The sequence below is a fragment of the Embleya sp. NPDC020630 genome (genome assembly GCF_044334985.1).
Lineage (GTDB): Bacteria > Actinomycetota > Actinomycetes > Streptomycetales > Streptomycetaceae > Embleya.
This window is the reverse complement of the sequence record NZ_JBIRUB010000014.1, coordinates 1-13,669: the sequence shown is the minus strand read 5'-3', so window position 1 is coordinate 13,669 and position 13,669 is coordinate 1. Positions and strand designations below refer to the sequence as shown.

The 13,669-nt window shown below is 69.5% G+C and carries 12 protein-coding genes; 5 read left to right on the top strand and 7 right to left on the bottom strand.

Annotated features, from left to right (window positions below; all coding sequences use genetic code 11):
- Positions 1-205: 205 nt before the first annotated feature.
- On the top strand, positions 206-937 hold the full coding sequence (locus tag ACH4XV_RS34680) for a hypothetical protein (protein WP_395796306.1): 732 nt from the start codon (positions 206-208) through the stop codon (positions 935-937).
- An 816-nt stretch (positions 938-1,753) separates the two neighbouring features.
- A complete protein-coding gene (locus tag ACH4XV_RS34675) occupies positions 1,754-2,059 on the top strand; it encodes a hypothetical protein (protein WP_395796305.1) in 306 nt (101 codons plus the stop codon).
- A gap of 3 nt (positions 2,060-2,062) precedes the next feature.
- Here ACH4XV_RS34675 and ACH4XV_RS34670 read toward each other — a convergent pair whose 3' ends face one another.
- The 5 genes from ACH4XV_RS34670 to ACH4XV_RS34650 all read right to left on the bottom strand — a co-directional run bounded on the left by ACH4XV_RS34670 (position 2,063) and on the right by ACH4XV_RS34650 (position 5,477).
- Entirely contained in the window at positions 2,063-2,272 is a 210-nt protein-coding gene (locus tag ACH4XV_RS34670; protein WP_395796304.1) for a hypothetical protein, read from the bottom strand.
- Between the two features lie 124 nt (positions 2,273-2,396).
- Positions 2,397-3,050: a hypothetical protein gene (locus ACH4XV_RS34665; RefSeq protein WP_395796303.1), complete on the bottom strand. Its 654-nt coding sequence runs from the start codon at positions 3,048-3,050 to the stop codon at positions 2,397-2,399.
- 196 nt (positions 3,051-3,246) lie between these two features.
- Complete coding sequence (locus ACH4XV_RS34660; RefSeq protein WP_395796302.1) at positions 3,247-3,465, bottom strand: hypothetical protein; 219 nt, start codon at positions 3,463-3,465, stop codon at positions 3,247-3,249.
- A gap of 32 nt (positions 3,466-3,497) precedes the next feature.
- Entirely contained in the window at positions 3,498-4,193 is a 696-nt protein-coding gene (locus ACH4XV_RS34655; RefSeq protein WP_395796301.1) for an ABC transporter permease subunit, read from the bottom strand.
- Between the two features lie 216 nt (positions 4,194-4,409).
- Entirely contained in the window at positions 4,410-5,477 is a 1,068-nt protein-coding gene (locus ACH4XV_RS34650) for an ABC transporter ATP-binding protein (RefSeq protein ID WP_395796300.1), read from the bottom strand.
- A 398-nt stretch (positions 5,478-5,875) separates the two neighbouring features.
- Here ACH4XV_RS34650 and ACH4XV_RS34645 point away from each other — a divergent pair, with 398 nt between their 5' ends.
- Both ACH4XV_RS34645 and ACH4XV_RS34640 read left to right on the top strand, forming a co-directional pair.
- Complete coding sequence (locus ACH4XV_RS34645) at positions 5,876-6,088, top strand: hypothetical protein (protein WP_395796299.1); 213 nt, start codon at positions 5,876-5,878, stop codon at positions 6,086-6,088.
- Between the two features lie 1,567 nt (positions 6,089-7,655).
- Positions 7,656-7,997, top strand: coding sequence for a DUF4157 domain-containing protein (locus ACH4XV_RS34640; RefSeq protein WP_395796298.1), 342 nt, complete (start codon positions 7,656-7,658; stop codon positions 7,995-7,997).
- A gap of 58 nt (positions 7,998-8,055) precedes the next feature.
- On the opposite strand, the gene ACH4XV_RS34635 is transcribed toward ACH4XV_RS34640, so the two are convergent.
- Positions 8,056-10,521 (bottom strand): hypothetical protein, encoded by a 2,466-nt coding sequence (locus tag ACH4XV_RS34635; protein WP_395796297.1) that lies wholly within the window; start codon positions 10,519-10,521, stop codon positions 8,056-8,058.
- A gap of 733 nt (positions 10,522-11,254) precedes the next feature.
- Between ACH4XV_RS34635 and ltrA the strand changes: the two genes are divergently transcribed.
- Positions 11,255-12,532, top strand: a complete 1,278-nt coding sequence (ltrA, locus tag ACH4XV_RS34630; protein ID WP_395796296.1) for a group II intron reverse transcriptase/maturase — start codon at positions 11,255-11,257, stop codon at positions 12,530-12,532.
- A 679-nt stretch (positions 12,533-13,211) separates the two neighbouring features.
- Here the strand turns inward: ltrA and ACH4XV_RS34625 are convergent.
- Entirely contained in the window at positions 13,212-13,529 is a 318-nt protein-coding gene (locus ACH4XV_RS34625; RefSeq protein WP_395796295.1) for an amphi-Trp domain-containing protein, read from the bottom strand.
- Positions 13,530-13,669 lie beyond the last annotated feature (140 nt).

The window sequence follows — 13,669 nt, the reverse complement described above, 5'->3', positions numbered from 1 at the left end:
CGGTCAACAGCGACACCTCCATCACCGCCACCGCCACCGCCACCGCCCCGGCCCACGCCCTGGGCACCGTAGACGTCACCGTCACCACCCCCGGAGGCACCAGCGCCACCGGCACGGCCGACCGGTACACAGCTACGTCAACACCCTGGTCCGGCTCCAGGGGGCCGGGCGGATCCCGGTCGGCACACACGCCGGCGAATTCGGCGTGGCCGTCCGGCGCACCACCGCCTCCGGCGCCGTCACCGGGCACCTGGTGTTCGAGGACCAGGCCGCCGACGTCCACCTCGGCGGTGCCACCTTCACCGACGTCTACACCACCGCCTCCGGCACCGCCCACGCCACCGGTACCGCAAACTGCCGCATCGGCGGCGTCACCAGCCCCTGCCCGTTCACCCTGACCACCACCGACGGCGGCAAGGGCACCGGGTCGTTCACCCTGACCACCACCGACGGCGGCAAGGGCACCGGGTCGTTCACCCTGACCTACAACACCACCACCGTCGGCGGCACCCTCCTGGCAGGGCACGTCACCGTCTCCACCACCACCGGCGGATCCTCCGCGACCCCGGCAGCCGCAGCCACCACCGGCACCTTCTCCACCACCCTGCTCGGTGTCAGCCTGACCGGCGGCCTGTGCGGCACCGGCGCCGAGGTCACCACCGGCGGGAGCGCCGCCGGCGAGGTGTCCTGCCTGCTGCTCGGCGCGGCGGTCCTGGACATCGACATCGACCTGCCCACGACCACCGGCTCCGCCGGAACCGGCACCGCGACGCTGAACGGCACCGCGACCGTGACCGTCGCCGGCGCGCTCCCGCTGTCCCTGCCGGCAGCGGCGGTCCTGGCCCCCTCCGGCAGCTCGGCCGGCCTCCGGCTGACCGTCGCGGGAGTCACCCTCCCCGTCCTGCCCATCGGCACCGGCGGCATCGAGATCGGCTGACCACCGGGCCGGCAGACACCCGGCCCGAGCCCGATAGCCATCGGGGCCGTGCGAACGGGGCATTCCCGCGCCGGCCACACGGCCCCGACGCTGCTGTGAGTGATCGGCGTGGTGGCAGCGGTTGGGTGGCAGCCTGACACCGACCCGAAGGTCCTGACCCTCCACGGCAAGCCGTTCACCATGGACTGCGCGTCGCCGCGACGGAGCGCGCCGTCGACTTGGTGGAGCGGGCGCCGACCGGCGAGCGGTGAACGCCCGGCCGCGCACACCCGACCCGATCGATCAGCGATCCGGGTCGTCCCCGCGCGCCGCGCACGCCGTGGTCCTGGTCGAACACGCGCTCGCGGGTGAGCGATGGCCGGCCCGGCCGCCTCGAACGGGGGCGATTTTTGAAACCGGGGACCCGGGCGGTGGGGTGCCTACCGTGTTGCCATACGTATTGCCATATGTGTTGCCTACACATCCGGCCGCATACGACCGTTCCCCCTGGTCAGGTGCCCGAACACCCGCCACGGAGCGCGGGCTTCCTCCCTGGGACACCCCTCGGCGAGATCGCTCGGTCGAACACCGCCCTGCTCCCCGGCGCTCCGGCCGCCACAGGCGGTCGACCGCGAGGAGCAGAAGGCCCGCCACGCGGTCGAATGCGGTATCAACCGCCTGAGGAGGAACCGTGCCGTGGCGGCCGGGTACGACGAACCCGCCGTCCGATTCGAAGCCACCATCACCGTCGCGGTCATCGACGAGTGGCTGTGACCCACAGCCGCACGCTGCGGAAACGATGTCGCCGCCCGACGCTGCCGGCACTACGGTGACGGCATGCCGATCAGCGTGAACGTGCGGACCTACACCGGACAGACCCCGGCAGTCTGCACGCACCCGGCGATCAATGACCTGTGCCGACGAGCCGAGACTCTGGCCTTGCCGATGCTCGGTTGTGTCGATCCCTATGACGACACTTGGTTCAACAAGTCACAGATGCGGTTCCTGGTCCCCGAGTTGAAGACGCTGATCGACAGTACCTCGGCAACCGAGGCCGAGATCGAGGCCGCCACAGAAGTGCTTGCCCTGACCGAGCAGCTCGAGCACAAGCCGCACCGCTACCTCATATTCAGCGGCGACTGAAGATCACTTCTGAAACACGGCCCAGCGATTCGGGTCGTCACCGCGCGCACCAGTTCGTCCCGCGCGGCCGGACGAGGCAAAGACCTCGTCGTCGTCCGGGCCGGGGCCACGATCCACCGCCCGTCGGCGACCTCGGCCGCGATGCGCTCGGCCGCCGACGCCACCGCCGCCGCCCCGCTCGTCGTGCTCCCGGTCCTCGATGTGCTCGGCCACGCCGCCGCCCCTCCCGTAGGAGACGGAGCCCACATCCTCGCCCGGCCGAAGGCACCGACGCCGGGATTCGAGCGAACCGCCACCCGCCTCCGGGAAGCCGGCCCCGACCTGCTTCCCGCGCCGTCTACGCCGAGTCGTCTTCCTGCCCGTCGGTGCCCCATCGGCGGGTGAAGTCCCGCAGGCGTTCGCGTTGTCGGTCCTCCTCGGCGATGCGCTCGGCCAGGACGGTGGCGTTCACGTACGGGGGCGACGGCCGCCAGGACCAGGCGCCGCAGCTCGGTCGGGGCCGGCGCCTCCGCCTCCCACTGCACCGGCCGGGTCGGATCGAGGCCGTACCGGCGCGCGAACGCCGGCCAACGCGGATCGCCGATGCTGCCGGCCTCAGCGGGCAGGTCGCGTTCGAGGACCTGGTCCCGGTGAGCAGGACGCGTTCCACCAGGGCCCAACACCCGGTGCGCGCGACCCAGTCCCGTTCGATGTCCTCGCCCGAACAGTCGAAATCACCCACGTAGAGCAACTCCGCCGGGCGCGGGTCGCGGCCGGTGCGCTCGCGCACCACCTGGACGTAGCTCTGGCTGCCGAACCCCCGCACGACGAGCACCGGGGTCCCCGCCCGCTCCAGCCACTCGATCACCTGCGCCCGCAACGCGTCGTTCTCGCACGCCACGTACAGCGCGCTCGTCTGGCCGCCGGTCCGGTCCAGGCCGAACACTCGGGCGCGGCGCGCAGGAACGCGCCCGCGTCCCGCCGGGCCGGCGGCACGTGCACCGTGCGCCACGGGTCCACGAGATCGGGGACACCGATGTCACCGACCGACACCCGCCCACGACCCGCCCGGCGGCCTCGGGGGATGGGCCGATCCGGCGCGGCCGGCCCGGTGACGGGGAGACGGCGAACCACCACACCCGGATCCAACGACCCACCCACCCCCGGGGTACGCCCCGGGCGACGTCGACGGTGGCCGGGCCGGTGTTTCAGTGCGGGCCGGCCGGGCCCGGGAAGCCGGCCAAGGTGTCGATCGCGGTGTTCGCCGCGCCTCGCCGATCTCCCGACGACATCGCGCCGACCGTCGTGAACAGCACATCGTTCGCGCCGTCGAGTCCGGCGCCGGAAGCCCGGCGAAACGCCGGATGGCTCAGGCCGGGCGCGTCGTCGTCGGTCATCGCCGCGTCCACGAGCGAGCCGAGCAGCATTGTTGAAGACGACACTTCTGTTGGCGCGCAGATCACACGTCGCGGGTTGTCAACCGCGCGCCGCCGGCAATCAACGCGATTCCCGCGTAGCCCGCGATCAGCAGGAGGGACGGCCACGGGCCGGGTCCGCCCGTGTCGCCGCCGCCGTCGATCAGCTTGATCAGCGCGAACATCGGCGAATACTCCATCACCTTGTCGCCGCCGGACGGCAGCATCGGGCCGATGATCATCGGCAGCAGGATGACGCCCAGCAGCGCGGTGATCGCGCCCGCCGAGTGGCGCAGCAACGCGCCGAACCCGAGCCCGAACAGGCCGATCACCGCGAGGTAGAGCGAACTGCCCACGACACTGCGGAAGAAGTCGGAGTCCTGCGCGACGGAGTCGCCGAACCGGGAGGTCAGCATCGCGTCGCCGATCAGCGCGGACGAGGTGGTGGCGACCAGACCGACCACGAAGATCAGGCCGGCGAACACCAGCCCCTTGGCGACCAGGACCTGGATTCGGCGCGGGTAGGCGGTCAAGGTGGTGCGGATCATGCCGGTGGTGTACTCGGCCGAGATGGTCAGCACGCCCAGCGTGGCCGCCGCGATCTGCGCGATCATCACGCCGATCAGCGAGATCGAGATGTAGTCGTCCTGAGCTTTCGGCTTGGCGACGGCGCCGAACAGCACCCCCAGGCCGAGGATCAGCACAACCACCACCAGCAGCGTCCACACCGTGGAGCGCACCGTGCGGATCTTTGTCCACTCGCAGAGCAGCACCCGGCCGAAGCCCGCGTTGCCACCCCCGAGTCGACCGCCCGGCCGACCCTGGTGAACCGGCGAGTGGGGGGCCCGTCCGCCGGGGGGCTGCCCGAACTGCCGCTGCCGGGGCATGGGTTGCTGCCCGGGGGAGGGATGCGGGGCGTCCTGGGGCACGGGAGGAGGCGTGTTCCGTGTCATCGCTCAGCCCTCGCTTGCGTCGGATCGGGGTGTGGACGGTGAACCGGCGGGCGCGGCACCGGGCCGCGGTTGGGCGGGCGGCGGACTGCCGGGTTGCGCGAAGCCGGGCGGGACGGTCCCCGACGCCATCGCCGGATGCATGCCCGGCGGGGGGCCGCCCGGGACGCCGGCGCGGTACTCCACGCTGTGCTGGGTGAGCCGCATGTAGACCTCTTCGAGCGAGTCGAACCGCGGCGACAACTCGTGCAGCGCGATGCCGTGTTCGGCCGCGAGGTCACCGATCCCCGCGGGGTCGATGTCGTGGACGCGAAACGAGCCCTGCGTGCCCCGATCGGGGCTCATCCGCGCGCCCTTGCCCTCGATCAGCGCCTTGAGCCGCTCGACCTCGGGCGAGCGCACGACGGTGAACGCCTGCGAGTTCGTCTCGATGAAGTCACGCATCGAGGTGTCCGCGATCATCCTGCCGGCGCCGATCACGATCAGGTGGTCGGCGGTAACCTCCATCTCGCTCATCAGATGGCTGGAGACGAAGACGGTGCGACCCTCCGAGGCCAACTGCTTCATCAGGTTGCGGATCCACAGGATGCCCTCGGGGTCGAGCCCGTTGACCGGCTCGTCGAACATCAGGATCCCGGGATCGCCGAGCAGCGCCGAGGCGATGCCGAGCCGCTGGCCCATGCCGAGCGAGAAGCCGTTGGAACGCTTCCTGGCCACCTGGCTCAGTCCGACCATGCCCAGGACCTCGTCCACCCGACGATGGGGGATCCCGTTGCTCTGCGCCAGGCACAGCAGGTGGTTGTACGCGGTGCGCCCACCGTGCATGGCCTTGGCGTCCAGCAGCGCGCCCATCTCCCGCAGCGGCGCCCGCACGTTGCGGTACGGCCGGCCGTTGACCGTGACGTCACCGCCGGACGGCTCGTCCAAGCCGAGGATCATCCGCATGGTGGTCGACTTGCCCGCGCCGTTGGGCCCGAGGAAGCCGGTCACCGAGCCCGGACGCACCTGAAAGGAAAGCTGATCCACCGCCCGCTTGGTCCCATAGCGTTTGGTGAGCCCTCTGGCTTCGATCATCTGTTGCAGCGCTCCCAGGTGTGTTCGATGGTCGGTTCAAACAGGTCGAGGCTTCGAGCTCGCGGACATCAAGCCAGCGGCCCGAGGAAGACTCGCGGAATCCCTCCCGCGCGGTGTCGACATGGAACGAGACAGGTGCTGAAGTCCCGGCGATCGACCGCGCCATGATCACCGAGCCCGCCGTGCTCCTGCCGCGACCGTTCGGTCGTCGGCCACCGCCGGACTCGAATCCACTGCGCTCTCCGCCCCAGGGGCCATCGTGGTGCCCGCGCGGCCGGATTCCCATCGGGTCCGCCCCTGGCCGGTCCCTGGTTCCACCCCGAGGAGGCCCCAGGGTCATCCCCGACATCGACGCGGCGGTCGACTGCGGTGCTGCCGGGAATCACCACCCTGCGCAGGTGCCGGCCGGCTACCGCGACCACCCGGCCCTGCGCGCCCACCCGCGGATCCTGGCCCCGATGGCCCGGCAACACGTGAGCGCGGCGACCCGCGACGGCTACGCCACCGCCCGAGCGGGCGCCGGCCGGCAAGCGGTGGAACGCCCGGCCCCGCACACTCGACCCGCCCGAGTAGCGATCCGGGCGGTCCGGGGCGGTCCGCGCGCGCCATAGTCGCCACTCCCTCGTTCGGCGGGCCGCAGAACAGAACCGGCGGGAGGGCAGCGACCCCTCGGGCAGCGGACCACCGCACCGATCGCACCGCCGGGCACTCGTCCTGGCCACCTCTCCAGGGTCCCGCCCCTTCCGGATCCCGTCCCTGGTCCCGAGGCCGCCGGCCGCGGGCGGGTGCCGGCGTCGTACCGCCCGGCGCCTGTCCGCGGTACGCCCGGTCGGCCTTGGGGGATGGGCCGGTCCGGTGCGGCGGGCCCGGCGACGGGGATGCGCCGGATCACCACACCCGAACCCGACGACCACCCGCGCCCGGGGTGACGCCCCTCCGGGCGACGTCGACGGCGGCCGGGGCGATGGTCTTCGGCGTGGGCGGGCAGGCCAAGGTGTCGATCGCGGTGTGCCGCGCCCCGCCGATCGGTCGGGGGCATCGCGCCGACTGTTGCGACCAGCGCATCGTGTGCGCCGTCGAGTCCGGCGCGGGTGACCCGGCGGAACGCGGGATGGCCGAAGCCGGGGCCGGCGGTTGCCGACCCCGCCGACGGCGGACTCGCCGGCCGTGCCATCGCCGCTCGCGGTCGATTGTCTCACCGTGGATCACACGAAAATCTATGCTCACCAGAGTAGACATCAGGTGATGCTGTGGTTATGGTTTCTCTCGTAGCCCAGAGAGACCGAAGGGCCTGGCAGAGACGAACTACCGGCCGTGGTAGCGCAGTTGAACTACGCAGTACCCGCAGGAGCAGTGTGCAGGACGGTGCGCTTGTGGAGTCCCGAAGCCAGGGTTGTCGCAGGACGGCGACGGGACTGACGGACGCATCGGGTGGCCCGCGACGACCGGGGCCGCCATGAGCGGGATCGCAGTTCACGCAGTCGTAGTATCCGCAAGTGCAGTTCGCGGTACAGCAGTCGGGTAGACGAGCAGCACCTCGGTGAAGGCGTCGGCTGCGGACGCGCGCACCGGGAGGTTCGGCAGTGGGGTTCCACGCCAAGCGAACGCAGGACGGGCGATCGGGGCCGGCTGCCGAAGCAGGGGTGGTGCCGTCACGGGCCACCGAGCAGTACGCATCACCCGCAGCACGCAGGAAAGCAGAACCGGCAGTACCAAAGCAGAACGGCAATACGCAGTAACCCACAGTAGCAGTACGCAGTAACCGATGGACCGCAGTACGCAAGATGGTCAACGAGGAAACAACGAGGGAGTGAAAGCGCCATCGGATCGCCCGGGCGCACGTGACGGCCCGGGTACCGCAGAGGACATCGTCAGCGAGGTGGTCTCCGGTCACGAATCCGCGATCCCCGTACCCCCGACCGCAGTTCGGTCGGGCCTGCGGAAACAGGCCGGCGCAGTGTCAGGGCCGGCAGGTGGTGTAGCAGTTCCTTCGGGGCCCTGGTGCCAACGGCGCCAGGGCCCCTCCAGGCGTGCCACGCACATGGAACACGGACACGGATACCAGAGAGGTGCGATGACAGCAGACAGCCCCAGTCGTCTCGACGACGCCCACTACCCCGCCTACACCACCCGCCGGGCCGCCGAACTCCTCGGCACACCCAAGGCTTCCTGCGCGCGGTGCGCTCGGAGATGGAGGCCCGGTTCGGCGGCGCCGACTTCTCCGGAGTGCGTCTGCACAGCGGACCTTCGGCACGCGGCTCCGCCGCCGAGGTCGGCGCCCGCGCGTACACCTCCGGTGAGCATGTCGTGGTGGGGGCCGGCGGCAACGACAAGCACACCCTGGCCCACGAGTTGGGTCACTACCTCCAGCAGCGCGCGGGCCCGGTCGGCGGCGAGATCGACCATCGGGGCCTGTCCGTCTCGGACCCCGGCGACCGTTGGGAACGGGCGGCGGAGGCACAGGCGCGCAGGGTGATGAGCGGCCCCGTGCCGCAGGACGGCCCGCCCGAAGGCGCGTAGCCCGGCCGATACCTCACGGTGTGCCCCGGTCCCACGCCGAGGCAGGTGCCCCGGCGAGTCAGCGGTAGTCGTCCTCCATCTCGACGTCGTCCCGGCTCTCCAGTCGGACCATGCGACCGTTGATGAGCGCATAGTGGTAGCCGGTGTCCTCGTCGACGTAGTACGGCTGGTTGTTGTACATGTCGATGCGCAGGGTGTAGCCCGGGACCTGGGGGACCGGTTGCAGGCGCCCGGCGCCGGCGGAGCTGCTTTCGGCCTGACCGGTGTGCGAGCTCGGCGCCGGGCGCATGGGCAACCGCTCCGTGCGTCCGCCTCGGGAACGGGACGAGGCGCCTCCGGCCGAGCGCCTCGGCGGAGGTGGCGGCGAGGTCGTCTCGTCGGCCTCGGTCTTCACCGGTTTCGAGGACGACGCCTCGTACTCGGCGAGCAGCTTCTCGCCTTTGCGGCTGATCGCCTTGCGCAGGTTGTCGCCCTTCTCGCCCGTGTGCAGGTACTTGGACATGCTGGGCACGTTGTAGGCCCGATCGCGCCGCAATTGGGCGAGGGTCCTGAGCAGGTCGTCGGGCGCCTTGGTGGGATTGAGTTCGCCGCGGGCCGTGCCGCGGTGGTACCGCTCCCACTCGGTGGACCAGGTATTGGTGGGCAGGCCGCGGATGACCCCCTTGATGATGTTCCTGCCGTCGTCGTCCAGGTCGCCGCCCTTGGTGAACTGCTTCTCGGGCGCGCCCTTCTTGCGACTCCTGGGCTCACTCTCCAACTTGTTGGACCGAGACGGGATGTGCGTCCAATGGCCGTCGCTGCGATAGCGGGCGACGTAGCCGCCGAAGCGCCCGGGGTCCATGTTCACCACGCCGCCCAGATACTCGAAGGTCATGCGGTCGCGCGCGTTGTACTCGTCGGCGAGTTCCAGTGCCCGGCGCCGGCTCGCGTCGTCGGGCGGCGCGCCCTTCGCGCCGTTCCACAGGGTATGGAGTTCTTGAGCCTGTTCGTCGGTGAGCCGTTCGTACTTGCGGCGCGGGATGGTGTGGGTCGCCGACCCCTGGCCGATCCCGGCCGGGGCGGTGTCCAGCGTCCAGGTGTCGGCCAGCGGTCGCCGGACGCGGGTGTACATCCCGTCGTCGTCGAGTTCGGCGTCGCTGGTGGGCGGGGTCACGTCGGCCTGGCGGGACGCGTAGCGTCCGGGCACCCTGAGGGTGGGGCCGCCCCGCCGGAATTGCGCGCCCTGCGGGGCCGCCTCGTTGGCCATCGCGGGGGTGCTGGTGATGTCGTCGCGGACCATCTGGCGGATGTAGGTGTAGTAGTCCGCGTCCAGGACGTGGCGCTGGTGCGCGTAGAGCGAGTCCACGGACCCCTGGAAATAGTGTCCGTAGTTCTCGTCGAAACGCAGCCCCGCGAACCCGAGTCGTTCCCGGTAGTACATCAGCGCCGCCGCGCAGCCCATGCAGGGACGGTACTTGCCCATGATGGCGATGGGCTTGCGGACGTCGCGCCGCGGGTGGATGCCGGCCTGCCGCAGCGCGAGCAGCAACTTCTGCTCCGCGTGCACCGACCCCTCCTGTGTCGGCGCGCCCCTGTTCTTGCCCTTCGTCTTGGCTCTGGGGTCCAGCGCCGCGAAGCGGAGCAGGAACACCCGGCCCTCGTGGTCGGTATCGGTGAGCATGGTGTGCAGATCCGGGTCCTCGACGTCCACCACGACGACCGGGGCGTCGACCTTGGCGCGCAGGGCCATGGCGGTGGCGTCCGGTCCTCGGCCCTGCTCGCCCGCGCCGCGCTGCCCGCTGAAGATCGCCTCGTGCTTGCGGCGGAAGCTCGCCAGCTTGGCGAGCAGGTTCTCCGCCTCGTGGCCGCGCAGACCCCGGACGCGGTCCTCGTCGCTCTGCTGGAACTGCAGCAGCTCCCGCAGGGTGGGCTCCTCCCCGACCGCCTCTGTGCCCTGGCCCACGAGGATGTCGATCGAGGAGTTGTAATTCGTGGCGAACACGAGTCGGTCGTTGATCAACATCCCTTGCACTTCACGGTTGTTGGTGTCCTCGGCGGCGTTGTCCGGGTCATCGGCGCGGGCCTGCTGTTGGGCGGCCTTCATGCTGTCGAACAGCAGGGCGCTGGTCTCGGACAGGGTCTCCTCCGCCTCCTCGCCCTGCTTGGAACGGGGGAAACGCATCCAAAACTCGCCGTGTGCACGGCCCTGTCGGCGGGCGCCGTAGTTGACCATGGGCGGGTTGTCGACCAGCGTGGTGATCCCGGCCATGACCTGGTCGGGCGTGGGCTGTTGGACCGCCGGCGGGTTCTGCGCGGGCTGGTCGCCGTCGGCGCCGTTCACGCGCTGTACGGGGGGCGGGGCGGCGGTGGTCGGGCTCGCGCGGAGCATGCGGGTGAGGGCAGCGTTGCCGACTGAGCTCTGAAGGGCGGACGCGGTGGTGTTGGTGAGCGGGCTGGGGGACGGGGAGCGGTCGGGGCGGCGGGGGCGATGCGCGTGGTCGTCCCGACCGGCGTGTTCGCGCGAGCCGCGCTTCCGCTGCCACATGAGCCCGACCTCCTACACCGACGGGGAGGCGGCCATGATCCCGCGATCGTGCCGTGTGGTGGATGTCCGCGGGGGCGCCTCCGAGGGCAGACCCCGCTGCCCTCGAAGCCCGGGTCGTCCGGCGTCGACCCCATGAACTCGGTGAGTGCGTTGGTGTGTCCTGAAGATGATGGAGGTTCGGTGTAGAAGACAAAGCTTCCATTGTCGTGCTGTTGTGGAGATGAAGGTAGGTCCTTCGGCATCGGCATGCAGGTGCGGGTGTCAAACCACCACGAGCTGCTGCGGTGAATGAGCCGTGGTGGTGAGCGTCGTGGAAAAGTCGCACGAGATGCGGCAGGTGTGGGCCGAGAAGGCGAACGTGAGTGAACCGCTGATGACGTGTCGTTAAGCCAAACGACATCAGAACCAGGGCCTCAATGTTGTCCTGGGATAAGCCAGACGGGAACCTGTCCACTGGTCTGGCGGTGTCCGGCATGAAGGCGGCGCGAGCTCGGTCCGGGCTTCACAACGGAACAGGAGAACTCCTCGGTGCGAAACCACGATTCGCTGGTTGAGGCGGATCGCGAGAGGGAGAGCCGCAAGCGGCGAAAGCCTGTGAGCGGCAGAGTACCGGTCGCGCGCCAGGAGGGCGGAACGCCCCGTAGTAGCGTCGAAGTTCCCGTAATGGGAGCGGAGCGAAGGGGGCGTGTTGTTGGGTGTCGATCGACGATCAACCAGGAATGGGAGGAATCGGATGACCGACACGAGATCGGCAGGCAAACCGTTTGACATCCCGAAGTCTCTGGTGTGGAACGCATATCAGAGAGTCAAGGCCAACAGAGGAGCGGCCGGTGTGGACGGGCAGTCGCTGACGGAGTTCGCGCAGGATGAGAAGAACAACCTGTACAGGCTCTGGAATCGGCTCTCGTCGGGAAGCTATTTCCCTCCGCCCGTCCGGGCGGTGGAGATACCGAAACGCGGGGGCGGTGTGCGAACTCTGGGAGTTCCCACCGTCGCCGACAGGATCGCCCAGACGGCGGTGGCGATGGCTCTCGGGCCCGAGGTGGAAGCCATCTTCCACAGGGACTCGTACGGCTATCGTCCGGGGCGGTCGGCGTGGGACGCGGTGGAGTCGTGCAAACAGCGGTGTTGGCGTCACCCGTGGGTGATCGACCTCGATATCCAGGGGTTCTTCGACAACGTACCGCACGACCCCATTCTCGTTGCGGTCGGCAGACACACCGAACTTCCGTGGGTACTGCTGTATGTGAAACGGTGGCTGGTCGCCCCCGTTCGGCAGGCCGACGGAACGCTCGTCGAGCGGGTCAAAGGAACGCCGCAAGGCTCCGCGATCTCGCCGCTGTTGTCGAATCTGTTCCTGCACTACGCTCTCGACTCCTGGCTGGATCGAGAGTGTCCATCGGTCGGATTCGAGCGGTACTGCGATGACGTCGTGGTGCACTGTGCCAGCAAGAGACAGGCGGTCTTCGTCCGTGACTTGATCGAGCGCAGACTACGGCGCTTCGGCCTGAACCTGCATCCGGAGAAGACGCGGATCGTGTACTGCAAGCAGGAAGGCCGTGATCTGCACCATCCGATCACGGAATTCACCTTCCTCGGGTTCACGTTCCGTCGTCGACCCGCCCGACTGCGGGACGGGAGACTGAAGTCGGGTTTCCTCCCCGCAGTGAGCAAACAGGCCATGAAGTCCATGGCCGAGGTCATCCGAGGGTCGAGGTTGGGTCGCAGGACCACGCTGAGCTTCAAGGAGATCGCCACGATGATCAATCCCGTCGTGGTCGGATGGATCAACTACTACGGGCGCTTCTACAAGTCCAGGTTGATTCGCTTCTTGGAGCAGCAGATCAACCCGTTTCTGGTGAAATGGGCGCGAAGGAAGTTCAAACAATACCGGCGGGCTGCTCGGAAGGTCCGTCGGAAGCTCGCCGAGATTGCATCAATCTATCCCGGCATGTTCGCCCATTGGCGACACGGAGCACTGCCTACCGGTTCAACAACGGGAGCCGTGTGAAGGGAGACTTTCACGCACGGTTCTGAGAGCGGCGGTGGGTGAGATTCCTGCCGCCGACTCACCTCCCAACACCGACCGGCCCGGTCCGACGTTCCCGGCAATCACCAGGACTTCGACCAGCCCGGTGTGCGGACCGACGTTCATGCTGATGGGGAAGTGACCGACGGCAACGGGCCGAGAGCGTTCGCCGCCACCCTCACGGCGGAGTCGACCGCCTCGGCACGGCCGCACGGCACGGGCGAGGGCGTGGATCGCTCCCCGTGGTTCGGCCTCCGGAGAACACGCTCAAGCTGCCGTAGACGCGCACCCCGCCGTCGCCGTTGCCTGCGGTCCGACGGGTCGGCCTCTCGGCGCAGCACCCCACCTCGAAGTAGTCGTCCGGCGGCCGGCGTTCGTGGCCCGGACCGGGCGCGCGATGCTCCTCGCGCCCGGTCCGGGCCACGGGGTGTGCGCTCGGCCGCGCCGTCTCGGCGGGTGGCGGCGATCACCGCGTAGGAGTTCCGATACCGATGCTCCAGAGCTGCGAACCCGTGCCCGGAGATGAGCGAGAAGCGGTTCGTCACGATGCCCTCTCCCGGGTGGTGTGCCGGCGTGCCGGCCGCGGGTCCGGTAGTGGTGCATCGATCCGTGCGCAGGACCGGGAATCACGGCCTGCCACGGGGTGACGACCCGTAGTTGCTCAGCCGGGTTTTCGACTGTCACCCGTCGACGCAGCCTCGCCCGACCTCGACCCGGACTTCGGCTTCGGCTTCGGAGCCGCATCAGTCGCCCGCGCGGTCGACCACTTGAATTCGAGCTCCAGCTCGATCTCGCCGTCGTCCGCCTCCACTTCGACCTCGGTGCGCAGTTCGTCGGGAACACGCATGCTCAGCACGCTCGAACCGAGCTCCAACTCGACCTCCCCTCCGCGCGTCAGTGCGCTCGCGAGAGCGGAGAGCAACGCGGCCGCCTCGGCGCGCGACAACGAACTCTTCCGTTCGAACTTGAGGTCCGGCATGGGAAGCCTCCCGTCTGCTGCGAACAATCCACACAGTCGAGTCTGCCCCGTTACCTTTTTCGTGGTCCTGAAATGGGGCTCCTGGCCTCCGGGTCCGGCATGGCTTTTGCCCCCTGTCGAACGCATGACCTGGGGGGTGG

Excerpts from the sequence above, each read along its gene's own strand:
- ACH4XV_RS34675 (WP_395796305.1), top strand. The coding sequence starts at position 1,754 with ATGCCGATCAGCGTGAACGTGCGGACCTACACCGGACAGACCCCGGCA.
- ACH4XV_RS34660 (WP_395796302.1), bottom strand. The coding sequence starts at position 3,465 with ATGCTGCTCGGCTCGCTCGTGGACGCGGCGATGACCGACGACGACGCG.
- ACH4XV_RS34650 (WP_395796300.1), bottom strand. The coding sequence starts at position 5,477 with ATGATCGAAGCCAGAGGGCTCACCAAACGCTATGGGACCAAGCGGGCG.
- ACH4XV_RS34635 (WP_395796297.1), bottom strand. The coding sequence starts at position 10,521 with ATGTGGCAGCGGAAGCGCGGCTCGCGCGAACACGCCGGTCGGGACGAC.
- ltrA (WP_395796296.1), top strand. The coding sequence starts at position 11,255 with ATGACCGACACGAGATCGGCAGGCAAACCGTTTGACATCCCGAAGTCT.
- ACH4XV_RS34625 (WP_395796295.1), bottom strand. The coding sequence starts at position 13,529 with ATGCCGGACCTCAAGTTCGAACGGAAGAGTTCGTTGTCGCGCGCCGAG.